General features: G+C 71.3%; 20 protein-coding genes. 8 read left to right on the top strand and 12 right to left on the bottom strand.

Annotated elements, in window-relative coordinates:
- Positions 1-36: 36 nt before the first annotated feature.
- From ABIA36_RS18750 to ABIA36_RS18730, 5 genes are all read right to left on the bottom strand, one after another.
- Positions 37-1,998, bottom strand: coding sequence for an alpha/beta hydrolase (locus tag ABIA36_RS18750; RefSeq protein ID WP_369964088.1), 1,962 nt, complete (start codon positions 1,996-1,998; stop codon positions 37-39).
- Positions 1,999-2,017: 19 nt separating this feature from the next.
- Entirely contained in the window at positions 2,018-2,314 is a 297-nt protein-coding gene (locus ABIA36_RS18745) for a hypothetical protein (RefSeq protein ID WP_369964087.1), read from the bottom strand.
- Between the two features lie 128 nt (positions 2,315-2,442).
- Entirely contained in the window at positions 2,443-4,950 is a 2,508-nt protein-coding gene (locus tag ABIA36_RS18740; protein WP_369964086.1) for a right-handed parallel beta-helix repeat-containing protein, read from the bottom strand.
- A gap of 226 nt (positions 4,951-5,176) precedes the next feature.
- The gene (locus ABIA36_RS18735) at positions 5,177-6,382 is read right to left on the bottom strand and encodes a DUF1972 domain-containing protein (RefSeq protein ID WP_369964085.1); all 1,206 of its coding nucleotides are present in this window, start codon (positions 6,380-6,382) and stop codon (positions 5,177-5,179) included.
- Positions 6,382-7,908: a sugar transferase gene (locus ABIA36_RS18730; RefSeq protein ID WP_369964084.1), complete on the bottom strand. Its 1,527-nt coding sequence runs from the start codon at positions 7,906-7,908 to the stop codon at positions 6,382-6,384. The genes ABIA36_RS18735 and ABIA36_RS18730 overlap by 1 nt, the downstream gene beginning before the upstream one ends.
- 428 nt (positions 7,909-8,336) lie before the next feature.
- Between ABIA36_RS18730 and ABIA36_RS18725 the strand changes: the two genes are divergently transcribed.
- Positions 8,337-9,050 carry an SOS response-associated peptidase gene (locus ABIA36_RS18725; RefSeq protein ID WP_369964083.1) on the top strand — a complete coding sequence of 238 codons (714 nt, stop codon included), beginning with the start codon at positions 8,337-8,339 and terminating at the stop codon, positions 9,048-9,050.
- Here the strand turns inward: ABIA36_RS18725 and ABIA36_RS18720 are convergent.
- The 4 genes from ABIA36_RS18720 to ABIA36_RS18705 all read right to left on the bottom strand — a co-directional run bounded on the left by ABIA36_RS18720 (position 9,028) and on the right by ABIA36_RS18705 (position 13,458).
- A complete protein-coding gene (locus ABIA36_RS18720) occupies positions 9,028-10,164 on the bottom strand; it encodes a hypothetical protein (RefSeq protein WP_369964082.1) in 1,137 nt (378 codons plus the stop codon). The two genes, ABIA36_RS18725 and ABIA36_RS18720, sit on opposite strands and share 23 nt — an antisense overlap.
- Positions 10,165-10,223: 59 nt before the next feature.
- Positions 10,224-11,816: a hypothetical protein gene (locus ABIA36_RS18715; protein WP_369964081.1), complete on the bottom strand. Its 1,593-nt coding sequence runs from the start codon at positions 11,814-11,816 to the stop codon at positions 10,224-10,226.
- 307 nt (positions 11,817-12,123) lie between these two features.
- Positions 12,124-13,161 (bottom strand): L-glyceraldehyde 3-phosphate reductase, encoded by a 1,038-nt coding sequence (gene mgrA / locus ABIA36_RS18710; protein ID WP_369964080.1) that lies wholly within the window; start codon positions 13,159-13,161, stop codon positions 12,124-12,126.
- Positions 13,162-13,299: 138 nt separating this feature from the next.
- A complete protein-coding gene (locus ABIA36_RS18705; RefSeq protein WP_369964079.1) occupies positions 13,300-13,458 on the bottom strand; it encodes a hypothetical protein in 159 nt (52 codons plus the stop codon).
- A 90-nt stretch (positions 13,459-13,548) separates the two neighbouring features.
- Here ABIA36_RS18705 and ABIA36_RS18700 point away from each other — a divergent pair, with 90 nt between their 5' ends.
- Together ABIA36_RS18700 and ABIA36_RS18695 are read left to right on the top strand one after the other, a co-directional pair.
- Positions 13,549-13,974 carry a hypothetical protein gene (locus ABIA36_RS18700; protein WP_369964078.1) on the top strand — a complete coding sequence of 142 codons (426 nt, stop codon included), beginning with the start codon at positions 13,549-13,551 and terminating at the stop codon, positions 13,972-13,974.
- Positions 13,971-15,251, top strand: a complete 1,281-nt coding sequence (locus ABIA36_RS18695; RefSeq protein ID WP_369964077.1) for a serine/threonine-protein kinase — start codon at positions 13,971-13,973, stop codon at positions 15,249-15,251. Before ABIA36_RS18700 ends, ABIA36_RS18695 begins: the two co-directional genes overlap by 4 nt.
- 11 nt (positions 15,252-15,262) lie before the next feature.
- On the opposite strand, the gene ABIA36_RS18690 is transcribed toward ABIA36_RS18695, so the two are convergent.
- Positions 15,263-15,967: a FadR/GntR family transcriptional regulator gene (locus ABIA36_RS18690; protein WP_369964076.1), complete on the bottom strand. Its 705-nt coding sequence runs from the start codon at positions 15,965-15,967 to the stop codon at positions 15,263-15,265.
- A 143-nt stretch (positions 15,968-16,110) separates the two neighbouring features.
- On the opposite strand from ABIA36_RS18690, the gene ABIA36_RS18685 reads away from it, so the two are divergent.
- The 4 genes from ABIA36_RS18685 (at position 16,111) to ABIA36_RS18670 (ending at position 21,025) form a co-directional block, all read left to right on the top strand.
- On the top strand, positions 16,111-17,565 hold the full coding sequence (locus ABIA36_RS18685; RefSeq protein WP_369964075.1) for a GntP family permease: 1,455 nt from the start codon (positions 16,111-16,113) through the stop codon (positions 17,563-17,565).
- 1 nt (position 17,566) lies between these two features.
- Positions 17,567-18,094, top strand: a complete 528-nt coding sequence (locus ABIA36_RS18680) for a gluconokinase (RefSeq protein ID WP_369964074.1) — start codon at positions 17,567-17,569, stop codon at positions 18,092-18,094.
- A gap of 181 nt (positions 18,095-18,275) precedes the next feature.
- On the top strand, positions 18,276-19,640 hold the full coding sequence (locus ABIA36_RS18675; RefSeq protein ID WP_369964073.1) for a hypothetical protein: 1,365 nt from the start codon (positions 18,276-18,278) through the stop codon (positions 19,638-19,640).
- A 185-nt stretch (positions 19,641-19,825) separates the two neighbouring features.
- The gene (locus ABIA36_RS18670; RefSeq protein ID WP_369964072.1) at positions 19,826-21,025 is read left to right on the top strand and encodes a mannosyltransferase family protein; all 1,200 of its coding nucleotides are present in this window, start codon (positions 19,826-19,828) and stop codon (positions 21,023-21,025) included.
- 6 nt (positions 21,026-21,031) lie between these two features.
- Here the strand turns inward: ABIA36_RS18670 and ABIA36_RS18665 are convergent, their stop codons facing one another.
- Together ABIA36_RS18665 and ABIA36_RS18660 are read right to left on the bottom strand one after the other, a co-directional pair.
- Positions 21,032-21,859: a hypothetical protein gene (locus ABIA36_RS18665; protein ID WP_369964071.1), complete on the bottom strand. Its 828-nt coding sequence runs from the start codon at positions 21,857-21,859 to the stop codon at positions 21,032-21,034.
- A 33-nt stretch (positions 21,860-21,892) separates the two neighbouring features.
- Positions 21,893-23,242, bottom strand: coding sequence for an LCP family protein (locus ABIA36_RS18660; RefSeq protein ID WP_369964070.1), 1,350 nt, complete (start codon positions 23,240-23,242; stop codon positions 21,893-21,895).
- Between the two features lie 226 nt (positions 23,243-23,468).
- Between ABIA36_RS18660 and ABIA36_RS18655 the strand changes: the two genes are divergently transcribed.
- Complete coding sequence (locus tag ABIA36_RS18655) at positions 23,469-24,263, top strand: EAL domain-containing protein (protein WP_369964069.1); 795 nt, start codon at positions 23,469-23,471, stop codon at positions 24,261-24,263.
- Positions 24,264-24,311: the final 48 nt, after the last annotated feature.

Genomic DNA, 24,311 nt, shown 5'->3' with positions numbered 1-24,311 from the left:
TCACGATTCGATTCACAAAGGCATCCGATCTGTGATTCATCGGGTGGGCCTTAATCCACCGACGACATTCTCGGGCTGACCGATCGACGTGTAAGCCGCGTTCCTCAAGGCTTCCGTGCCCGTGTCGAGGTAGCCGAAGCCTTCGGGGGCGATCCCGTTGAGCGGGTTCCATCCGTCCGTGTGCTCACCCACCGTGCTGTGGCCCTTGGTCTGTTTCAAGACCTCACCGTTCGGGAGGACTGCTCCCTCGGCGGAGAACGATTGCGCGCCGCCCATTGATTGCGGCACGTTCAACCCGATGAAGGGCATCGCCCACCCGGTTCCTTGGGAGCGGAGCGCTTCGGGGTTCGGTTCGGCACGCCCGCCGACTGCCGAGCCGAATGGTGCGAGGAGGTCCGATTGAGCGGTCGTTGTGAAGATCGCCGGCTGCCCGCCCGGGTGCTTCACACGGAGGTCCGTCAGCGACGTTACGACGTGAGTGTCGATCCCCGCCGACCCGATCATCGTGAAGGAGTCCACCTGGTGTTTCACCCGCGTCAACGCATCGGCGGCCATCGTCGTCCCATAGGAGTGAGCCACCACCGACACGTACGGAAACGGCACCGCTGCGTGCGCTGTCCGGGTGGCGTGGGTCCCGTCCAGCTCGTTCGCGAACCGCCACGACCCGTCCTGCGCCAACGCCGGATTGTTCACACTCACCAGGTCAGGAGTGTCATACCCCAGCCAGCCCACCACGGCATGCGTATGGCCGTCATCAAGATCGATCTGCTGGTCGTACAGGTTCCTCGCGGCCTGCGACCAGCTCTGGGTGGCCTCCGCCGCGTCGGAGTTCATCCCGGGGGCCGCCCACGTCACCGTGTCCGCGGTGTCCAGGTCGCCGTACCCGACCGCGACCATCGGCACCGATGCGTCCAGATTGAAAGACACCAACGACGCCAACGGGTCGGTCAGCACCTTCCTGAGTGCGTCAAGAACCTTCTGCTGCTCCGGAGTTCGGCCTGGCCTGTCCTTGGCGGCTGAATACACAGTCATGTTGCACCGATGTCTCACGCCGTACGGCAGCCCGGCCAGGTTCCCCAGCACACCGGGCGCCGCCGTCTGGAACGCCTCCTTCGCCTCGTCACCGAGGCCGGCCCACCATTTCGCGACCTTGTCCGGGGACGGCGGATGCTTCCAGAACTCCTGCACAAGCTGCGGATTCTCCGCGACGAGCACCGCCAGCTCCTCGGGAGTCAACCGCTGCAACGTGTCCATCAGCGACGCGTTCACGCTCGCCGAGGCGGGGATGCCGGAGAGCTTGCCGACCATCGACGCGAACGCTTTCAGCTCCGGCTTCGGTGCGGGCGTCAGGGCGCCGTGCAACGCGTCGTCCAGCGACCGGGCGAATGTCCTCTCGGCCGCGTCGTAGTCGTGCTTGGCTCGTTCGGCTCTCCGCTTCGCGTCGTCCAGTCGCTCTTGGGCGTCTACGACCGTTCGCCGTGCTCGCGCCAGCTCGTCGGCCGCCTCCTGCTCCCGCCTCCGCGCATTGGACACGTCCACGGCCGCCGGGGCCGATGAGCCCGGCGGCGGCTTCTCGGGCGAGTTGTACGCCTTCTGCAGCGCGATCAGCACGGACAGCAGCGCCGCCTGCTCGGCGCCCAGCGCCGCCACGGACGCCTCCGCCAGCTCCAGGTCCGCCACCGCCTCCTCGGCGTCCTGCAGCGCCCGATCCGCCTCCCGCTGCGTGTACTCCAACGCCATCGACCACCTGCTCGCGGCCACGGCCCCCTCGTTGTGCTGTTCGGCCGCTTTCAACGCCCCCGCCGTCAGCGCCCGCAACCGATCCGAGAACACCTCGGCGGCCAGGCCCGACCACGACGACGGCCCGAGGTTCTCGTTCAGCACCTCGCGCGCCACCACCGACTGACGCTCCAGCCGGCCGGACCACTTACGCAAATGGGCGACCAGCGCCTCCACCAGCTCCTGATCGCCCGGTGTCGGATCCGTCTCGAACCCCACCGGCGACCAGTCCGCCCACCTAGAACCCATAGAAGACGCCCCGGTCGCCCGGGAACGCCGCGGCGTCCTCTGCGTCCCGACGGTGATACGTGTCGGCGGCCTGGTCGAGAGCGCCGCCCAACCCGGCGACGAGCTCGTCGACCGTCGACTGACCGCGGACCCAGTACCCCTCGTACCGGCTCACCGCACCCCGCGCCACCGACGAACCGAAACCGTCCGACCCGTCCGCTGAAGGACGAGAACCGGTCGCGGCCCCCTTCAGCTTCTTCGCACCCGCCCTCAACTGAGCCGTGTCGACGGCGACCGCCTTGGTCATCTGCCCCCCAAACATTCACACGCTATATTGCAGTGCTGACCATATCAGGGAGATGACGGCAATCATTAACGACGAAGCCCCGCCTCCCAAAGGGAGACGGGGCTTCGGTCAGGCGTGTGCCGGAAGGCTCACCACGTGCCGAGGTGCACGGTGCCGGTCGGCTGGCCGATCACGCTCGCGATGGAGGCCGGCAGCGGCCGGGCGACCGAGGTCGGCTGCGCCGCCATCGGGCTCGCGCCGGTGACCGACTGGGACGCGGAGTCCTGACCGGTCGCGGCGGCGAACGCCGCGGCGGTCGCATAGCCCTTCATCGAGGTCGGCGTCTGCTGCCAGTCGATGTCGACCGAGGGCGAACCCGCGGTCGTCCGGTGGTACAGGTTGCCGTTGACCGTCAGGTTCATCGAGCCGGCGGACAGGGCGTGCGCCTGGTCCTCGACCGTGAACTGGGCGATGCCCTTCGCGTCGGCGAGCACGTTGTTCGAGATGCTGATGTTGCCGAGCACCCAGGTGAACGTCGGGTCCGGCTGCGGCCGCTTCGGGTCGTGGCCGGGCACCGCGGGGTTCGTCTCACGGCGCGCGTCCTGCATCAGCGCGATGTTGCGGTTGTTGCGCTGGGCGGTGTTGTTCCAGATCGCGCTGTCCGAGGTGTCGAACAGCCGGATCCCGTTGCCGGTGTTGTCGTTGGCGACGTTGTTCGCCACGGTGACGTGGGCCGAGAGCTCCGCCTCCATGCCGTCGCCTCCGTTGGAGACGAAGTCGTTGCCTGCGATGGTCGCGTTGTACACCGACTCGTCCAGCCACAGCCCGGTCGTCGTGTTGCGCAGGAAGGCGCTGTTCGTGACCGAGACGGTGCGGGTGCGGGTGATCTTCAAGCCACCGGAGACGGGCTCCTGCTTGAAGTGCTCGCTGTTGTTGTCCGCCACGAGCAGCCCGTTGGCCTGGAGGCCGTATGCGCCGTTCGCGCCGGCGCCGAGCATCCCGTTGCGGGCGATCGTGAGGTTGCGCAGCGTGTTGTTCGTGCCCCAGGTGTAGAGGCCGATGGTCGCGTTGTCGACGATCGTCAGGTTCTCCAGCGTGATGCCGTCGACCTGCGCCGTGACGGCGCCCATCTGCTTCGCCGAGGTGGCGTAGCGCTCGAAGCCGATGCCGCGCACGGTGGTGCCGGCGCCCTGGATGGTCATCGCCTGCTGCAGGGTGCTGACCCGCACCGAGTGCCCGGCGGGGTTGGTGCCCAGCACGAGCTGCTTGGCCGCCTTGTCGGCGTAGAACGTGCCGGCGGTCACCGCGGCACGCGAGGAGACCTGGCGCTGCGAGACGCCGTCGACGAACACCTGGTCGGGGGTCGCCGCCATCGGGTACGACGGGGAGAGGTACCGCGAGGCGTCGCTCAGGCCGCCGCTGAACGACGGGCTGGTGTCGAAGGCGTAGCCGTAGCCGCCGGAGACCCAGGTGGACCCGGATGCGCTCCAGCCGCCCCAGCTCTGGCTGCCGTCGAACCAGACGGCCTCACCGGGGTAGTTCTGGATGGTCAGCTTCTTGCCCGAGGGCACCGCCACGGTCTCGTGGTAGGTGCCGCCGCGCAGAACGACCGTCGCGCCGCTCGGGGCCGCGTTGACCGCGGCCTGCGCCGTGGCGAACGGGCGGGACTGGCTGCCGTCGCCGCCGGCTCCGGCGCTCGCCGAGGCGAAGACCGCGCCAGCGGGGATGGCGTAGTTCGTCGAGCCGATCGCGGCCGAGCCGACCGCGTGGCGGGCACCGGTCGTCGAGACGCCGTTGGACGGGCCGGCCGGAGCCGACGGGGCCGACGGGGCCGACGGAGCCGACGGGGTGGTGGCCGGGGTCGTCGGCGTGGCCGACGGGGTGGGGGTGGCCGTGGGCGTCGTGGCCGGCGTGCTCGGAGCGGGGGTGCTCGTCGCGGGGGCCGACGGGGCGCTGCCCGAGGTGGCGGTCAGGTTGTCGACCAGCACCTTCGCGGGCGTGGAGGCCTTGGACAGGTACGACCAGATGCCGATGGCTCCGCTGCTCAGGCGCTTGGCGCTGGCGTCGGTGCCGGAGGCCTGCCAGGCGCCGGGGGTTGCGCCGGCGGGCGTCACGCGCGCCTGGAGCGACACGGGCGACGAGCCGTTGACGGCGAAGTCGAGCGTGTACGCCGTGCCGGCGGTCACGTGGGCGGCGACCTGGCGCTCGGCGACGATCCGGGTCGAGGCGGAGCCGTCGATCCGGCGGATGAGCAGCGTGATCGTCTTCGCGGAGGTGAACCGCACCACGGCCTCATACCGGCTCGAGCCCGAGACGCGCTCCTGGAGCGCGGCGGAGATGCCGGCGCCCTTGGTGGGCAGCACGGGGACGGTGAACTTCACCGACGAGGTCACGTCGGAGGCGGAGACGGACCGCAGCACGGAGCTCGCGCTCGTGCCGGGCTTGGCGAAGGCGAAGACGCCGGCGCCGGACGAGACCGAGCTCGCGGACGCGTTCGTCAGCGAGTAGGCGCCTCCGTTGGTCGCGGTGCCCCAGCCCGATCCGACGGTCCGGGTGAACGAGTCGGAGACGAGCGGTGCGGGTGCGGCCATGGCCCCGGCGGCGCCCACCCCGGCGGGGACGGCGATCGCCGCGGCGACGACGGCGGCGAGGGCCACCGTTCTGGTGCGCGGTCTTCTGTTTTCGGATGTGTGGCTGGTGGCGGAGTGCCGACCGTGGTTCTTTTCGCGGGGGGTTCTGCGCGTCATAAGCGGGTTGTGTTTTCCCGCCGCCTCGGCTAGGGATGGCAGCCGGACATGGCAATGGGGGGTTTCCGAGAGCGGCGTGCTGAATGGGAGTATTCACTACCCGCACGCCGATGTCTAACCGCCCGGAGGCGTCCACTCAGGCTGACGTCGTCTCCGAGAACACCTCCTGGACGACAGGGGAAGAGCGCTTTCTCGACCGTGCTCCCGCAGAACTGTGCCCCTCTTGGAGGTGGACAGCCAGGTCGGTATACCCCCGCGCAACGAGGCTCCAATCATAGCGCTGAAGGGCTCGATCTTGCAGTCTACTCCCAGCAGACTTTGTGGTTTCGGGCTTCTCCTCCGCCGCCTCGACGCTCGCGCGCGCGCCGTCCGCGTCTGCGAAGTACCGGGCGTCCGGTCCGGCGACCTCGCGATTGAAATCGACGTCGTACGCGACCACCGCGGTGGCGGCTCCCATCGCGCGCAGCAGGGACGGATTCGTGCCGCCGACCGAGTGCCCGTGCAGGTAGGTCAGCGCGTTGGCGTAGAGCTGGTCGAGCAGCTCCTGGTCCCACACCCCGCCCAGCATCCGGATGCGCTCGTCGCCCTCCGCGAGCGCGGCGATCCGTCGTGAGTACTCGGCCGCGTACGGCGCCGAGCCGACGACCACGAGCGGCAGGCGGGCGGAGCTGCGGCGATAACCGTCCACGATGAGGTCGACGTGGTTCTCCGGCTCGAACCGGGCGACGACGAGGTGGTACGCGCCCGGCTCGACCCCCAGGTCCAGAAGCCTCCGGTCCGGGGCCGCGTCGATCGCCTTCGCGCCGTAGGTCAGCAGTGTCGTCCCGACGCCGAACTCGCGGTCGTAGTAGTCGGCGATCCCCTGGGCGTCCGCGATCAGCGCGTCGGCCCAGCGCACGGCCAGCGACTCGGCCACGCGGTAGTACTTGCGGCCGACGCGCCCCCACTTGCCGCGCTTCCACTCGAGACCGTCGACGTGCACGGCGACCGGGACCCGGGCGAGCCGGAGAACCGGCAGGAACGGCGAGTTGGCGGCGTTGAACACGAAGGCCGCGTCGTAGCGGCGACGCAGCACGGCGTGCAGCACCGACAGTCCGGTGTGGCTGAGCGTCTCGAGGGTCTTCGACCGCAGCGCCGGGAGGTGGACCAGCCGCATCCCCGCGTAGCTCGACGGCCGCTCCGCGCCCTTCTTCGTGCGGCAGTACACGGTGATCTCGGCGCCGTCCGCGGCCATCCGCCGGCCGATCTCGTCGACCGCGGTCTCGAACCCGCCGTAGGCCGCAGGGACACCGCGGGTGCCGATCATCGCCACCCGCAGCGGGCGGACCGCCGAGCGTGCCATCAGTACGCCCCGACGGGATGTGTCAGCACCTTGACGGTGCGCCACATGATGACGAGGTCGCCGGTGAGCGACCAGTTCTCCACGTAGTAGAGATCCAGGCGGACGCTCTCCTGCCAGGAGAGGTCCGAGCGGCCGTTGACCTGCCACATCCCGGTCAGTCCCGGCTTGATGTAGAGGCGTCTGTGCACGTGGTTCTCGTAGCCCGCGACCTCCGAGGGGAGGGGCGGCCGCGGCCCGACGAGGCTCATGTCGCCGAGGAAGACGTTGAGGATCTGCGGGAGCTCGTCCAGCGAGAACTTGCGCAGGGTCCGTCCGACGCGGGTCACCCGCGGGTCGTCGTGCAGCTTGAAGAGCAGGCCGTTGCCCTCGTTCTTCGCCTGCAGCTCGGCGAGTCGGGCCTCCGCGTCGACGCACATGGAACGGAACTTGAGCATCCGGAACTTCTCGCCGCCGCGGCCGACGCGCTCCTGGGAGAAGATGACCGGCCCGCCGTCGTCGAGCTTGATCGCGATCGCGACCGCGAGGAAGACCGGGGCGAGCAGGATCAGCGCGAACCCGGAGGCGAAGAAGTCGAAGGCGCGCTTGAGCACGTGCTTGCCGCCCTCGAACTGCGGGATCTCCACCTGGATCAGCGGGAGCCCCTCGACCGGGCGGAAGTGGATGCGCGGGCCCGCGATGTCCGTCAGCGGCGCCGCGAGCACGAGCTCGGTGGCGGTGCCCTCCAGCTTCCACGCGAGCTGTCGGACGAAATCCCCGCCGCTGAGCGCCCGGCCGGCGACGATCACAGTGTCGGCGCCGAGCCGGGCGGCCGCCTCCGGGACCCCCGACAGGTCCGAGACGACGGGCACCTCCCGGTGCGGGGAGGCGATGCGGCGGCTCAGCTCCGCATCCTTCTTCGCGCCGGTGCGCTTACCGGTGTCGAGAGCGGCGCCTACGACGTTGTAGGCCGCTCCCGAGTTCGCGTGGATCTGGCGCACGACCGCGTCGACGTCGGCGAACCGGCCGACCACCAGCGCGCGGGAGAGGTAGTGGTCGAACGTGCGCTGCTTGATCAGCCAGTGCCGCCAGAGCCAGCGCGAGACCAGCACGGCGCCCATCCCGAGCGGGAGGGCGAGCACGAAGTAGCCGCGGGCGATGTCGATCTTGCCCACGAGGAAGAAGATGGCGAGCAGCCCGAAGGTGATGGCCGTGGCCGCCACGACGCGGCGGTACTCCGTGACGCCGACGCCGACGACGCGCGGGTCGCGGGTGTGATACACCGTGAGCGCGAACAGCCAGGTGGCCGCGATGAGCAGCGAGACGGTGAGGTAGTCGACGCGGAAGCCGTCCCCCGTGGTGGTGGGGGTGGTGTCCTCGAAGCCGAAGCGCACGAAGATGGCGCCGATCGTGCTCAGCAGGATGAGGGCGGAGTCGGTGGCGAGCAGCCGGTAGCGGTAGTGCCGGGCCCAGCTCCGCTCGGAGCTGAGCGGGCGCGCGTTGGCGTGCGCGTGGGCGAGCGTGCCGAGGCGGGGGCGGAGGACGGTCACGGTGCCGCCTCCGTCTCCGCGGGGTGCGCCGCGAGGGCGCGGGTGGAAGAGCCGACGGCGGCTTGGGGGAAACCGTGGTCTCGAACGGATTCACCGCCGCCGGCTCCGTTCCGCAAGGGACGACCCGCGCTCCCGGTGCTCCGCGCGCCCCTGCTGGGGTCGAGTGCGTGAGGCGCTCGGTGCGATCGTGTCGGGTTCACGGGTCGTCCCTGGGTTCGGATGGTGCGTTCTTCGGGTTGAGGTGGACCGGTGGGGAGCCTCCACGCCGGGATTCGGGTCGTTTCCCCGGCATAAAGTGATTGTTCCTCACCAATTCACAAAGGTGAGAATACATCGTTTTTAGGGGTTGGGGGGACCCGCGTTCGGGGGGTGTGGCCGATCGGCGTCCTTCCCCCCTGGGTGTCGGAGGTCGCGCCTAAGCTGGCGGCATGTGCGGGCGCTTCGCGTTGGACAAAGAGACCGACGACATGATCCAGGAGTTCGTCGCCGAGGGCGGCGACTTCCGCGACTGGCGGCCGAGCTGGAACATCGCGCCCACCGACCCGATCCCGGTCTTCCTGGAGAGCAAGCGCGGCGAGGAGCCGAGCGTGCGCCGGCTGGAGCTGGCCCGCTGGTCGCTCGTGCCGTCCTGGTCCAAGGAGCTCAAGACCAAGGTGCCCACTTTCAACGCCCGCGCCGAGACGGCGGCCGAGAAGCCGATGTTCAAGGCCTCCGTCGTCTCCCGGCGTGCGATCGTCCCGGCGCGCGGCTACTACGAGTGGCAGACCGACCCGGCGACGAAGAAGAAGACGCCGTACTTCATCCACTCGGCCGACGGCGAGCTGCTCGGCTTCGCCGGCCTCTACGCGTGGTGGGCCGACCCGGCGATGTCCCGCGACGATCCAGAGCGCTGGCATCTCACGGCGACCATCCTCACCTCCGACGCCGTGCAGACCCTCGAGCACATCCACGACCGCAACCCGGTGCCCCTGCCGCGCGAGTTCTGGGACCACTGGATCGACCCCACCGTCGTGGGCGACCAGGCCCTGGTCGACGAAGCCGTGCGGGCCGCGCTGCCGGTGGCGGACGCCCTGGTGTTCGACCGGGTGGGGCCGGTCGTCGGCGACGGTCCGGAGCTGATCAGGCCGGTCGGCGAGGAGTGACGGCGGAGCCGTCGCCGCGCGCCTCGTCGCGCACGTCGCTCCCGGCCGCCACGCTCACCCGCAGGAACACGATGATCCAACTGAAGATCAGCACGGCCGCGACCAGTTCCACGGCCGTCAGGTTGTAGTAGCCCACCGCGAAGAACAGCGCGACCAGCGCGATCACGCCGATGAACACCCAGCCGAGCGCGTAGAAGGCGCGGGGCAGCTGCGGCATCGCCCAGCGGATGCCGATCGCCAGCAGGCAGAACACCACCGCCATCCCGGTCGCCGCCGTGTTGTGCAGCAGGAAGAAGCGATTGACCGGGAACAGCCCGACGCAGGCGAGCATCGCTCCCACGATCACCAGTGCGGTGCGGACCTGCAGCTCACCGCGCGACGGTCGCCGGTCGGACCCGCTGTCGGTGGCGTAGCGGGCGATGGCCGTGACGAGGACGCCGCCCACGATCACGGTGATGTTGAAGGTCGCCGACGACCAGTCGTCCGTGATGCCCAGCACGCTGAGGTTCTGCTTCCACCAGTGCGGGTTGGACGCCGTGAGCATGCTGGTCAGCGCCCCGACGACCAGGAAGACCGCCAGCACCGCCGACAGCAGCAGCGGGTTCATGTTCGCCGCCGCGAGGAACACGTAGTACCCGGTGACCGCCGCGGCCGTGCCGACCAGCAGGGTGGCCGGGATGGCGAAGACCTGGGCGTCCTGGAAGCTGCGGGCGAGCACGTCGCTCAGCACCGTCCAGAGCAGCAGCACCACGACGGCGTGCGCGACCGCGATGGCCAGCGAGTCGAAGACCTCGATCGCGGCGCCGATGCGTGAGCGGTGCTCCTTGGGGCGGCGGTACCAGGGGATGCTCCAGGTCGCGACCCGCCCGCCGCCGTAGACGACCAGGGTCACGACGCAGCAGGCGATGGCCGCGAACTGGCCGACCGAGCCCGCGCCGGAGATGGAGAGGTCGTGCCCGGCGAAGACGAAGAACGCCACCAGGCCGACGGCGACGAACGCCACGCCGCCGGCGCCCAGAGCCAGCGACTCCACGGAGGCCGCGCGCAACCGCCGGGAGAGACGGTCCGCCGCGCCGTGCTCGCCGACGCCGTGCTCCGAGACGGCTTCCCTCATGGTCAGAGCTTAGGCGGCGGTTCCCGCCCTGCCGAGGGGTATTCCAGCGCGCCCGCGGGTCAGTTCGAGCGGGTCAGCTCGATGAGCATGCTCCGGTGCGTGGGCACGGTGCGTCCGGTCGTGTGGAAGCCGAGCGCCTCCAGGTCGGCCAGGCCGTAGCTGTGCAGCCGGCCGTCCACGTCGTTCTCGATCAGCCACACCCGCGTGACGCCGTCGAAGCGGCCGCGCTCGGCGGCCTGGGGGATGGTCCAGACCCGGTCGGCCCAGCCGATGTTGTGCGTGTACGGGGTCCGCAGCGTGGGGTCGGCGACGCCCGCGAAGCCCGCGGGGTAGGTGCGCATCGCGAGCCGCGGCCGCTGCGACGGACGGGTCGTCTCGTCGAACACGACGGCGTCGCCCGGCTGCCGCACCGACGCCATCGCGCTGCTGACCTCCGACCAGTCCGAGTCGTTCTTCGAGTACGGTCCGCGCTGGTTCAGGTACGCGGGCGTGCTGATGGCGATGAACAGCAGTGCGCCCGCGCCGGTCGCCGCGATGGCGGGGATCGCGCTGCGCCGGCTGACGAACCGGCCGAGGACGAGCAGGCCCTCCGCGATGAGCAGCGCGGCCGCAGGGGCGGCGAAGGTGGAGTAGCGGCCGGTGTACATCGGGAAGACGAGGTTGATCAGCAGCATCGCCCCGGTCGGCAGGACGAGCCAGGTCGCGCCGACGAGCGTGGCGTCGACGGGGGCCGGGCCGGCGGGCTCTGGATCGGCGTCGGATGCCGTCCGGGCGTGCCGTCCCCAGCGGCTTCGTGCCCACGTACCGATCGCGAGCAGGATCAGCGCCCAGGCCACGAGCGCCACCCAGCCGTTGTCGAACCAGGGCTGCCAGAGCAGGCTCCACGCGTCGAGGGGCTGATCGGCGAGGTAGCCGATCTGGCTGCGCTCGAAGTACGCGAGCAGGCCCAGCGGCGCGAGCGCCACCAGGACGCAGCCGGAGGCGATCAGCCAGGCCCGCAGCGTCGGCCGCGAGGCCCGGGAGAGCAGCAGGATGCCGAGGTGCGCCAGCAGGAGCGACGCCGTATAGAGGAAGAGGTACGAGGTGAGTGCGAGGCCGGCCGCGTAGACCGCCCAGCAGGCGCGGCGCACCGACGGGGGCGCCGCGCGTCCGCCGCCGTCGATCAGCCAGACCAGCAGCAGGGTCAGCCAGGCCGCGGCGGCGGCCGTGAACGCGAACGACCGCGCCTCCTCGCCCGCGTAGGTCATGCGGGGGAGGACGCAGGCGACCACACCGGCGACGATCGCGGCCTTCGGACCGCCCCGGCGTCCCGCCAGCAGCGTGACCGCGGCGACGGCGAAGCCGATGGCCACGGCGCTCGGCAGGCGCAGGGCGAACGGGCTGTCGCCCGCGATCCGGATCCAGCCGTGCATGCCGAGGTAGTAGAGCCCGTGCACCGCGTCGACGTGGAACAGCATCGGGATGAGCGTCGACACCGGTCGCTTCGCCGACATCAGCGTGGCCGCCTCGTCGCCCCAGAGCGACGGGATCCAGCTCCCGGCCGCGCAGATAACGGCGGCGACGAGACCGAACGCCACGGCGATGACCCACGGCCGGACCGCGCGCAGCGGCGGGGCGGCGACCTCGCGCTCTGTCGCTGTCGGCGCGCTCATCCCACCCCCGGTCTCTCTGTCCACGCACGTGCAGTGTCCAGCCAAGCAGACGTCCCCGGGGAGACCCTGGGGGTCGGCTGCGGAAACCCATATTTCACACGCTGGCCTTCCACCGGGTGGAAGTGCTGGATCCCGGGTGGCGGGCACGCCGGCCCAGCCGCCCGGGATCCTCCCCACACACGCCGGGAAGACGGGGTGTCCGTGATCCACGCTCCGCCGCATCCAGCGTGCTGAAATGCACGGTACGTGGCCGCACTCATCCGGGGCAGGGGATTAACGCCGCGCTTCCGTGGTGGTATGCGTGCGGCTACAGCTCGCCGCGGCGCGCCCCGGCCCAGAGGTCGACGCCCGCGTCGACGGCGAGCTCGTCGATCGCCGCGAGCTCCTCCGCCGAGAACTCGAGGGTGTCGAGCGCGCCGACGTTCTGCTCGAGCTGGGCGACGCTGCTGGCGCCGATGACCAGCGAGGTGACGCGCGGGTCGCGCAGCGCCCAGGCCAGCGCGAGCTGGGCCAGCGACTGCCCGCGGCGCTCGGCGATCGCGTTCAGGCCGCGCAGCCGCTCCACGGCCTCGTCGGTGAGCCAGTCCGCGTCGAAGGACGTGCCGGCCGCCGCCCGGGAGCCCTCTGGCACGCCGTCCAGGTACTTGCCGGTCAGCATGCCCTGCGCCAGAGCGGTGAACCCGATGACGCCGACGCCGAGCTCGCCGGCGGCGTCGAGCAGGCCCTCGGTCTCGATCCAGCGATTCAGCATGGAGTAGCTGGGCTGGTGGATGAGCAGCGGCGTGCCGAGCTCGCGGAGGATCTCCGCCGCACGCCGGGTGTCCTCCTCGCCGTACGAGGAGATGCCGACGTAGAGCGCCTTGCCGCTGCGGACGGCGGTGTCGAGCGCCTGCATCGTCTCCTCCAGCGGCGTGCTGGGGTCCGGCCGGTGCGAGTAGAAGATGTCGACATAGTCGAGGCCGAGCCGGGAGAGCGACTGGTCGAGGCTGGCGAGCACGTACTTGCGGCTGCCGCCGCCCTGGCCGTACGGGCCGGGCCACATGTCCCAGCCGGCCTTGGACGAGACGATGATCTCGTCGCGGTACGGCCGCAGGTCCTCGTCGAGGATGCGGCCGAAGTTGCGTTCGGCGGCGCCGTAGGGCGGACCGTAGTTGTTGGCGAGGTCGAAGTGCGTGATCCCGAGGTCGAACGCGCGGCGCACGATCGCGCGCTGCGTCTCGAACGGGCGGTCGTCGCCGAAGTTGTGCCAGAGCCCGAGGGACAGCGCGGGCAGGTCGAGACCGCTGCGCCCGGTGCGGCGGTACAGCATCCGGTCGTAGCGGGACGGGTTCGGTACGTAGGTCATGTCACCAGCCTCGCCGACGCGAGCGGGTTCGTCCAACAGGCGGCGCCGATGCGATTGTGCCGGGGCGCGGATCAATCGGGAGCCACCGGGACTGAGAGGAGGGCGCGCGGCTGACGACAGCCGCGCGCCCTCCCGCCGCTAGCTCCGCGAAGCCCCGCGCCGCATCCAGCCGACGATGAGGGTGACGACGAAGAAGACGATCCCCAGGATCGCGAGCCAGATCAGCCCCTTGATGGCGAAGCCGAGAATGGCGAGGACGAGCCAGATGACGAGGAGGACGATTATCAGTGCGATCATGGCGCCACCGAACTCCCTGCTGAGGGTTTCGTCAACGGCTCAGCACCGGACTCGACAGGCCGTCGTTCGGCGGCTACTGTGCTCTGGGCTATGAGACGACTACCCATCGCGGCCGCCGGCGTCGCTCTCGCGCTCGGTCTCACCGGCTGCGCCGGGGCGCCGACGTACTCGGCGGAGACGGCGAGCAGCCTTCAGCACGGCGTGCTGAGTGTGGCGACCGCCGCGAACGGGAAGGACTACGCCGGAGCGCTGACGCAGCTCGCCGCAATCCAGAAGCGGAACGACGCCGCGCTGAAGGCCGGGACCATCGCCGCCGACCGGCACGACGCGATCGCGAAGTCCATCGCTGTCGTCCAGGCCGACCTCACCGCGCTGAAGGACGCCGCCGAGCGCGCCCGGCTTCAGCAGCAGCTCGATCAGCTCCAGCAGCAACAGCAGCAGCAAAAACAGGAACACCCGCAACCGCATCAGCCGCCGGACAAGAAGGACAAAGGCAAGGGCGGTGACGGGGGATGAGCCCGACCGGTCCCAGCCCGGCGGCCGCGGCGCACGACGCCGGCGCGCACGACTCGGGCGATCGCATCGCCGACCGCTATCGGCTCCTGGGTCGCGTCGGCTCCGGTGGCATGGCGGAGGTCTTCCGCGCCCACGACGAGCTTCTCGGCCGCGACGTGGCCCTCAAGATCTTCCGCCGCGAGTTCGCCTCCGCCGACGACCTCCGCCGGCAGAAGGGCGAGGTCCGGATCCTCGCCAACCTGTCGCACCCGTCGCTGGTCACCCTGTTCGACACCACCTCCGACGATGAGGGCCGCGGCGTGCTGGTCCTGGAGTTCGTCGACGGCACCGACGCCGGCGCGCGCCTCAAGGCAGGGCCGTTGCCCGCCCCCGCCGTCGCCGCGCTCGGCGTGGACATCGCGCGGGCGCTCGCCTACATCCACGGTCGGGGCGTGGTGCACCGCGACATCGCGCCGGCCAACATCCTGCTCCCGAGTGCGACGTCGTCCGGCGTCGCCGCCAAGCTCACGGACCTCGGGATCGCGCGCCTCGTCGACGACGCCCGCATCACCTCCACCGGTTTCGTGATCGGCACGGCCAGCTATCTGAGCCCCGAGCAGGCCGCCGGCCGGCCGGTCGGGCCGCCGAGCGACGTGTACTCGCTGGGGCTCGTCCTCCTCGAGTGCCTGACCGGCACGCGGCAGTTCCCGGGCAGCGGCGTGGAGTCGGCCGTCGCGCGCGTGTCGCGCGACCCGGACGTGCCGGAGACCCTGGCCCCGGAGTGGCGGCAACTGATCCGGTCGATGGTGGCCCGCGAGCCCGAGCAGCGCCCGGCCGCCGACGCTGTGGCCGACCGGCTGGCCGACATCCTCGCGAGCCGCGACCGGGAGCCGGAGGACGCCCCGTCGCCGGACGCCGACGCCGAAGGGCTCGCGCGGACCCTGCTGCTGCCCGCGCCCGAGGACCGGGCGACCGCGGCCACGACCGTGCTCCCGCGGACGACGGCGCTGACGACGCCACTGACGACGCCACTGACGACGCCACTGACGACGCGGTCCGAGGCTCCCGCCGTGCCGTCGTCGCCCCGCGGCCGGCTCCTGGGGAAGCGACGCGGCCTGCTCGCGATCCTGGCCGCCGCCGTCGTCCTGATCGTCGTGGTCGTCGCGGTCGCGGTCGGCGCGCTCACGGCCGGAGGGCAGGCGACGCCGGACCCGGTGAAGAGCTACCCCGCGGTGAGCGGTACCCTGGGCGACCACCTGAAGCAGCTCGAACACGACGTGTCGAACTCGGGGCCGTAGTCCGAGCCGGCTCAGTCGCCGGGGACCTCCCCGCGCGCCATCGCCTGAACTGCCGCATCGGCCTCCTCGACGATCGCCCGCATCGCCGCCTCCGCACGCACCCCGTCGCCCGCGCGCACCGCGCCCGCGACCTCCTCGTGCAGGCGGATGGCTTCAGGGTTGGCCGTGTGCGGCATCAGTGCGTGAGCGGTTCGGCCGGAGAGGGCTTCCACGATGGCTTTGCTGAGGGCGCGGAAGCCGGGGTTGCCCGAGGCCTCCAGGAGGGTGCGGTGGAAGGCCTGGTCGTAGGCCAGGTATTCGGCGTGGTCGGCCGCGCGCTGGGTGGAGGCCATGCCGACGATCGCCTCCGTCAGGGCGCCGCACTGCTCGGGGGTCGCGCGCGTGCTGGCGAGGCGGGCGGCGACGGGCTCGATCGCGAGTCGCAGCTCGCTGAGGGTGCCGAGCGCGGCGAGGCGGTCGGGGCCGGCGAGGCGCCACGCGATGACGCGCGGGTCGAGGACGCGCCACTCGGTGTCCGGCTGAACGACCGTGCCGCGCCGCCGCCGGGCCTGCACCAGGCCGAGCGCCTCCAGGACGCGGATGCACTCGCGGAGGACGGTGCGGGAGATGCCGAGGCCTTCCGGTGTCAGCACGGAGCCCGGCGGGATCTCGCCGGTGACGATGCCGCGGCCGACGGACTCGAGGGCGAGCTCGTGGAGGGAGTCCGTGGGAGACATGGCCTCATTATCGAGGATCGCTTACGTGCGAACAAACGCCGTGATACGCGGCTTAATACATACGAAAATGCATAGATTTTCCAATTAACCTGATTTATATGTAAGGTAGCCCCGCACACGTCCCATCACGACCAAGGATGCTCATGATCACCCTTCCCGCAAGCGCGCTCCGCGTCGCTGCTGCCGTCTCCGCAGCCGCCGCACCCGCGCCCGCCCCGCACCCCGCCTCCTCCGAGCCGCAGCTGATCCTCGCCGCCGTCGTCGGCGTCGCCGTCATCGTGGTCCTCATCACCTGGCTGCGGATCCACCCCTTCCTCTCCCTCCTGCTCGGCTCGCTCGTCACCGGCCTGGTCGCCGGCATGGCCGCCGACGCCGCGACGACGAGCTTCATCACCGGCTTCGGCGCGACCGAGGGCAGCGTCGGGATCCTCATCGCGCTCGGCGCGATGTACGGCAAGCTGCTCGCCGACTCCGGCGGCGCCGACCGCATCGTCGACACGCTGGTGTCCCGCACGAGCGTCCGCGCCCTCCCCTGGGTGATGGGCCTCGTCGGCGCGATCATCGGCCTGCCGATGTTCTTCGAGATCGGCCTCGTGCTGCTCATCCCGGTCATCATCCTGGTGACCCGCCGGTCCAAGCTGCCGCTGATGCGCGTCGCGCTCCCGGCCATCGCCGGTCTCTCGGCGATGCACGGCCTGGTCCCGCCGCACCCGGGCCCGCTCGTGGCCATCGGCGCGCTCGGCGCGAACCTCGGCGTCACCCTCGCCTTCGGCGTGCTCGTCGCCATCCCGGTCATCATCCTCGCGGGTCCGGTGTTCAGCCGCTTCGCCGCCAAGTGGGTGCCGGTCGACGTGCCCGGCCTGTTCCTCGGCACCGAGGGCGACGACGCCGACGCGATGAACGCCGCCGCCGACCGCAAGCGCCCCTCGTTCGCCCTCGCGCTGATCAGCATCCTGCTCCCCGTCGTCCTCATGCTGGGCAAGGCCCTCGTGGACATCACCGCGCCGAAGAGCACGGCCGAGTGGAAGACGATCCTCGACTTCCTCGGCACCCCGGCCATCGCGCTCACCATCGCCGTGCTCGCCGGCTTCTTCCTGCTCGGCCTGCCCGGCGGCATGAACCGCAAGTCGCTGCAGGCCAGTCTCACCTCGTCGCTGCCCCCCATCGCCGGCATCCTGCTCATCGTCGGCGCCGGCGGCGGCTTCAAGCAGGTGCTCGTCGACACCGGCATCGGCCAGGTCATCGCGTCGTTCGCGCACGGCAGCAGCGGCATCGGCATCCTGCTGCTCGCCTGGTTCATCGCGGCGCTGATCCGCGTCGCCACCGGTTCGGCGACGGTCGCGACCGTCACCGCGGCCGGCATCATGGTGCCGCTCGCCGCCCACCTCTCGACCCCGATGGTGTCGCTGCTGGTGCTCGCGATCGGGTCCGGCTCGCTGTTCCTCTCGCACGTCAACGACGCCGGGTTCTGGCTGGTCAAGGAGTACCTCGGCCTCAGCATCCCGCAGACGCTGAAGAGCTGGACCGTCCTGGAGTGCATCGCCTCGGTCGTCGGCCTCGCCGGGACCCTGGTGATCGCCCTGGTCATCGGAGGCTGACATGACCGCGAGCCAGGTGAGCACGATCGTCGTCATGGGCGTGGCGGGCTGCGGCAAGTCCACCGTCGCCGCCCTCCTCGCCGACCGGCTGGGCTGGGAACTGCTGGAGGGCGACAGCCTCCACCCCGCCCGCAACGTCGAACGGATGAGCGCGGGCGTCCCGCTCGACGACGCCGACCGTGCTCCCTGGCTCGCGTCGATCGCGGACCGCATCCGCGACGGGTCCGCCGCCGGGAGGCCGCTGGTCGTCGCGTGCTCCGCGCTCGCCCGGCGCTACCGCGACATCCTCCGCGGTCCCGGCGTGGTCTTCGCCTACCTGACGGGCACGCGCGAACTGCTCGAGAGCCGGATCGCCGCGCGGAGCGGCCACTTCATGAAGCCCGGGATGCTGGACTCCCAGCTCCGCACCCTCGAGCCGCCGCAGCCGGACGAGGCGTCCGTGACCGTCGACATCGCCGCGGAGCCGGAGACGATCGTCGCCGGGATCCTCAGCAGGCTCGATCGGGTGGCGGCGGCCGCCGCTCTGTGAGGCCTCTCTCGCGATCCGGGCCGCCTCGGCGGATCGATCGGAGACGCATAACGATTTCCCAGGCCCCGCCCCGGATTCTGTGCCGAAACTGGGAGGCGGGGGCGTGGAATAGAAGGATGCACTCGCCTATCCCCGACCCCGCGCAGGCCGCCGCGGAAGTCGCGTGGCCGAGGTGACGGGGATGACTCTCGCGCCGATCGCCCCGCGCTCCCGGAACCACCGGGTGTGGGACGCGGTCGGCCGCCGGCCGGTCCTGCTGCTGGTCGCGCTCGGGCTGGCCTGCGCGCTCGTCGCGTGGCTGCGCCTCCCGGCGATCGCGCACGACACCTTCTGGGCGGAGGACGGGCGGACCTTCGTCTCGGCCGCGGCGCTGGGCGGCCCGAGGGTGCTCCTGCAGCCCTACGCCGGGTACCTGCACACCGTCCCGCGCCTCGTCGCCGCCGTCGTGGTGCTGCTCCCGGTGTCCTGGTCGGCGCTCGCGACCACGGCGGCCGCGTGCGCGATCGCGGGCGGCCTCGCCGTCGTCGTGTTCGTCTGCGCGCGCGAGCTGGTTCCCTGGCTTCCCGCCCGGCTCTTCGTCGCCGGGCTGACCGTCCTCGCCCCGCTCGTGCCGCGGGAGGTGCTGGGCACCCTGGCGGACCTGCACTCCCTCATCCTCTGGACCCTGTTCTGGGTCGCACTGTCCCGGCCACGGACGACGCGGGCCGCCGTCACGCTCTCGGCCGTGGCGCTGCTGGGTGCGCTGACCGAGATCCAGGCGGTCTTCCTCGCGCCGCTCCTGCTGCTGCGCTCGCACGACCGACGGGTGTGGATCGTGCGCGCCGGCCTGAGCGCAGGCATCGTGGCCCAGCTCGTCGTCACGTCCGCCTGGCCGCGCGCGGAGAACACCGACCCCGCCGTCGACCCGCTGTCGATCGCGTACGGGTATCTGATCAACGCCGTCCTGCCCCTCGCGGTCCCGCAGTCGCAGCTCGGGCACGTCCTCGCCGCGACCGGGCCGGCCGTCGGCCTCCTGGTGCTCGCGATCGTCCTCGCGACGGCGGTGTACGTCGTCCTCCGCGGCGCGGGTGGGCAGCGGCTGCTCGTCGCGGCGGCGCTGGCCGGGTCGGTGCTGCTCTACGCCGTGAGCGTGGAGACCAACCCCAACCCGTTGTACGACTACGCCGCCCGGACCCCCGGCCAGCTCGACAGCGTGTGGCTCACCCGCTACGGCGTCGTCCCGTCGATGCTGCTCGCGCTCGTGCCGGCGGTGGGCGCGGCGATCGTGTGGCGCCGCCGCGGACTCCGTCACGGTCGCGCGCAGTGGCCGGCGTGGTCGGTGCTGGCCGCGGCCGGGCTGTGCGCGGCGCTGATCCTCGCGCAGGCCGGGCCGCAGCCGACCCGCCGCTCGCACGGTCCCGCCTGGCAGCCGCAGCTCGCGAGCGCCTCCGCGCAGTGCCGCCGGGATGACGAGCTGACGTTCGTCAACGTGCGCGAGACGATCGGGTGGAAGGTGACGGTGCCCTGCCGGTACCTCGGGGACGGGACCACGGAGGGCTCCCGATGACCGCCACGTCGGCGGGACGGGACGGAGTCACGAGCGGAGAGACCGTTCGTCCGCACGAAGGCCCAACGCGCGTCGGGGCCGTTCTCTGAGCGCTTTCGATGGTGAACGAACGGTGACTCCGGCCTCTGCGGGAGGTGGCTCAGGTTGGATGGACTCGTGGTGAGAATCGTGCCGGAGACGGCGAGTTGACGACGGACACGCGAGCGTCCGAGCGCCCGATCGCGATCGGCGCCCGGCTCGCCGCCCGGCTGCGCTCACGGGCGGTGGTCGTGCCCGTGACGCTGTGGGCCGTCGCGCACGCGGCGATCGTCGGCTGGGCGGTGGTGGTCCGTGCCGTCGTGCTCGTGCTGAGCGGCCATGCCGCCGCGGTGTCGCCCGCCGCGCTCTTCTACCACTGGGACAGCGTCTACTTCGGGTCGATCGCCCTCCACGGCTACGTGGGGCCGGGCACCGGGCCGACCTGGGCCGCGTTCTTCCCCGGCTACCCCGCGGCCGCCCGCGTCGCGCTCGCCCTGGTCGGGCTCCCGCATCCGGACCTGCAGCAGGTCGTCATCGCGCTGGAGGCGGTCACGGCGATCGCCTCGCTCGCGGCCGCGCTGCTGGTGTGGCGGCTGGCGGAGCGCCGCTACGGCGACCGGGTGGCGGTCGCCGCGACGGTCCTGTTCGTGCTCGGGCCGTACGCACTGTTCCTGGTGGCCCCGTACTCCGAGGCGCTCTTCGTCGCCTTCGCCCTCGGCGCGTGGCTGTGCGCGGAGCGCGGGCGCTGGTGGGAGGCCGGCCTGCTCGCCGCGTGCGCGTCGGTCGCCCGGATCGACGGCGTCTTCCTGATCGCCGGTCTCGCCGTGGCGGTCGCCGTCCGCCTCCACCGCCGCGGCGAGCCGTTCCTGGCGAAAGCATTCGGAACCGCCGCGATCGGCTCCGCGGGCATCCTCGGCTACTGGGCCGCGCTCTGGGCGTGGACGGGCAACCCGACGGCGTGGTTCACCGCGCAGCACACCGGCTGGCACCGCGCGCTCACCTGGCCGTGGATCACCCTGCGCAACACCGTCGAGTCGATCTTCGTCCCGCCGTGGCCGCACAGCCTCCAGAACGCCCTCGACCTCGTCTTCGCGGTACTCATCGTCACCGCCCTGGTCGTGCTGATCCGCCGGCGCGAGTGGGCGTACGCCACCTACGTCGGCCTGACCGCGCTGGCCATGATGACGAGCACCACCTACCTCTCGATCGCCCGCTCGACGGTCGTGCTCTTCCCCGTGACGATCCTGGTGGCGACGACCGCGACGGACGACCGGCGACGCTGGATCCTCCGTACCGCGATCGCTGCGGGGCTGGTCCTCCTCGCGGTCAACACGGCGCTGTTCACGAACGCGGTGTGGGTCGACTGACGCCGGTCAGCGACGCCCCGGGTCGAGGTTGACGCCGATCCCGCTGGTCAGCTCGGGCTGCGGTGTGCCCATCAGGAGTTCGGGGTTGAGCCAGACGAGTTGCACCTCGCTCAGCCCGAACCGGCGGGACACCGCGTAGATCGTGTCGTACGGGTTCGGGACGTAGTAGGCGATGGTGGCGCCGTCGAGGACCGCGCGACCGTGGGCATACGTCTCGACGCCGCTGTCCACGGCTTTCAGACCCGGGTACGGGGACGGGAGGGTCCAGGTGATCGCCGCCGCGGCCAGCACACGCCCGTCGCCGGAGGGCGACTCCTCGATCGAGTGCAGGAACGTGGGGTCGCCGCCCGCGGGCGAGTCCAGCGGCAGCAGCAGGCGCACCTCGCCGTCGGGCGCGGCGCCCGGCGACGTGCTCACGAGGCCGAACCGGTCGGCGTCCTGGATGTTCTCCGGCCGGCCGTCGTAGCGCTTGCCCGAGATCATCAGATCGAGCCCGGTCAGGTCGGCGGTCGCGGGGTCGTCCGGCCGGATGCGCACCTCGAGGCCGCGGTCCGCGCCGACGACGACGCGCACGGTCCCGGTCAGCGGATGCTGGGCGGCGGCCGCCGCGATCGGCTCATGGTCGACGACCTGGAGGCGGCCCGTCCCGATCGTCTGCCCGGCGACGAGCAGATTCGGGAGCCCGTCCTCGATCGACACCGGATCGGGCGTCCCCGCCTTCGCCACCGGCGTCGGGTGCGCCGGGGGAGCGGCCGGTGCGCAGCCCGCCATCAGCGCGACGACACCTGCTGCGACCACGGCCGCGGCGACGCGACCCACCCCCCGACGGATCATGCCTCGACCCTAGTGGTTCTCACCCGAGCGACGTCACTTCACGCACGGAACCCCGCCGGAGGGAAGGGGCGCGGTGGGGTCCGTGTAGGTGCCGTTCGGCGACGAGGGGGTCGCGCCCGCCGCTGGCGCCGGGGCCGCCCCTCCGGACGGCTGCGCGGCCGTGGACGGCTTCGCCGCCTTCGCCGGCGCGGCCGGCGCGGGGCTCGGGGTGGCCGGATCGAGGAGCCGGCGCACGGTGGCGCGGACCTGCGCGGTGTCGACGAGGTTGACGTCCTTGCCGTCGCGGACGCCGTAGCCGGCGATCGGGAGCGTGTCGAACGTGATGTTCCCTCCGGCGAAGTGGGAGGCGTCCGACGCGAAGTCGAGCAGGTTCAGGCCGGAGTCGAGGGCGATGTTCTGCTTGGCCGCCGAGATCAGGGACTCCAACGTTGCGGGGTTCGCGAACGTGTCCGCCTTCTTCAGCTTGGTCGCGAGCGAGACGATGAACGCCTGCTGGCGGCGCTCGCGGTCGAGGTCCGTGAAGTTCAGCGACGGATTGCTCTCGTCCCGGCGCTGCCGCACGAAACTGACCGCCTGGGAGGCCGAGAGCTGCTGGACCCCTGCGCTGAAGTCGGCGCCGGAGTAGGGGTCCTTGGTGTCCTCGGCGACGCACACTGTGACCGGCTGGACCGCTTGGGCCACCTGGTAGAACGCGGCCATCGTGACCTCGATGAAGTGGTTGATCGGCACCCCGCCGAGGAAATCCGAGACCGTGGCGATCTCGGTCCGCCTGGCCGCCGCGCGGGCCTCCTGGTACGCGTCGGCGCGGCTCGTCGTGCCCGCCTTCATCAGCTCGGTGAGCTTCTGGTCGAGGGCGAGCCCGTACGCCTCCTTGATCTTCGACCGGGCGACGCCGTCGGGTTTGCCGGACAGCGGGACGTAGTCGTCGCGCGGGATGGAGATCCCGACCGCTTTGCCGCCGCCGGCCGGGATGTGGATGAGCATCAGCACGTTGGCGTTGTAGCCGCCGTCGCCCTGGCCGCCGGCGTGCAGCGCGTTGTAGACGTCCGCCGGGAGGGCGTCGCCGTTCTCGTCCAGCCGGCTGTCGAGCCCCATCACGAGGATGTTCTGGTCGCCTCCGGCGGCGGAGGCGAGGTCGGAGCGGTGCAGGCCGGTCATCAGGTCGGCGAACGAGAACACCGCGAACGCGACGATGGCCACGACCAGGAGGAGGCCGAGCCCGAGGGTGCCGACGACGATCCGCCTGCGCACGTAGACGCTGCGCGGGTGGCGGCGTGCCACGGGTCGCCGCGCGGGCGTCGGGGGGCCGGCCGCGCCGGGCCGCTCGGTCACGCCGTCGGGCGCGACCGGCCTGCGCGGGGGTGGCAGCACGGGCGGCTTCACTCGAGATCACTCCTCCGGCCGACCGGGAAGAGACAGCCGACCCAGCCATTGTCACCGCTGGGGGCGCCGAAACCGGGGAGGCTCGTTGGCAGGTCTCGTCGGAATCCGGCTGCCTTCTGGAGGCGAGCGCGGCAGTATAGAACATTGCGACCGGTTTGCCAACGCCCCCGTCCTTGCGAACCGATACGGGAAACTAGGACAACCGATACGAGCCGGGAGGTCCGACATGCGCACTGAGGAACGCCTCGCGCTGCTCGAACACGACCTCCCGGGCGCCGCGGGCCGCGGCGAGATCATCGCGTTGTTCCAGCCGCAGTTCTCGCTGGAGACCGGGGAGGTCGTCGGCGCGGAGGCGCTGAGCCGCTGGATCCACCCCCGGTTCGGCCTGATCGCTCCGGGCGAGTTCATCCCGATGGCCGAGCGTCTGGGGCTCGTCGGCGGGATCGGGGACGTCATGCTGCGGCTCGGCTGCCACGCCGCCCGCGATTGGCAGAACCACGGGCACCCGATCGAGGTGGCGGTCAATGTGTCGATCCTTCAGCTCCGCACGACCGCGATCGTGGACACGGTCGCCGGGCTGCTGGACGATTTCTCCCTCCAGCCGCGCCTGCTGACGCTCGAAGTGACCGAGACCACTCCGGTGAGCGACGTCCCGGAGGCGATCGGCACCGTCCACGCGCTGCGCGGTCTCGGCGTCAACATCTCGATCGACGATTTCGGCGCAGCGTATGCGTCGCGGGAGCAGGTCATCGCACTGCAGGCGACCGAGCTGAAGGTCGACCAGTCCCTCGTGCAGGAGACCCAGGGCGAGCACGCCGAAGACCTGGCGCAAGCGGTCGCGTTCGGCAAGGAGCACGGGATGCGCCTGGTGGCCGAGGGCATCGAGACGGAGGCGCAGCTCGCGCGGGTCCGCGCGCTGCACTGCGATCGCGGCCAGGGATATCTGCTGTCGCGTCCGACGACCAAGGCGGATGTGGACAGCCTCCTGGTCGGCGCCGGGGGCTTCCGCGCCGGTAGTTAGGGCGTGTGAACTTGACGATTGCCTCGTCAACCGTCACTCTCAACCTAT

This window comes from Leifsonia sp. EB34, assembly GCF_041260585.1.
In the GTDB taxonomy this organism is placed as follows: Bacteria; Actinomycetota; Actinomycetes; order Actinomycetales; family Microbacteriaceae; genus Leifsonia.
Note: the sequence above shows the minus strand (reverse complement) of the source record. Positions and strands in the feature narration are given on the sequence as shown.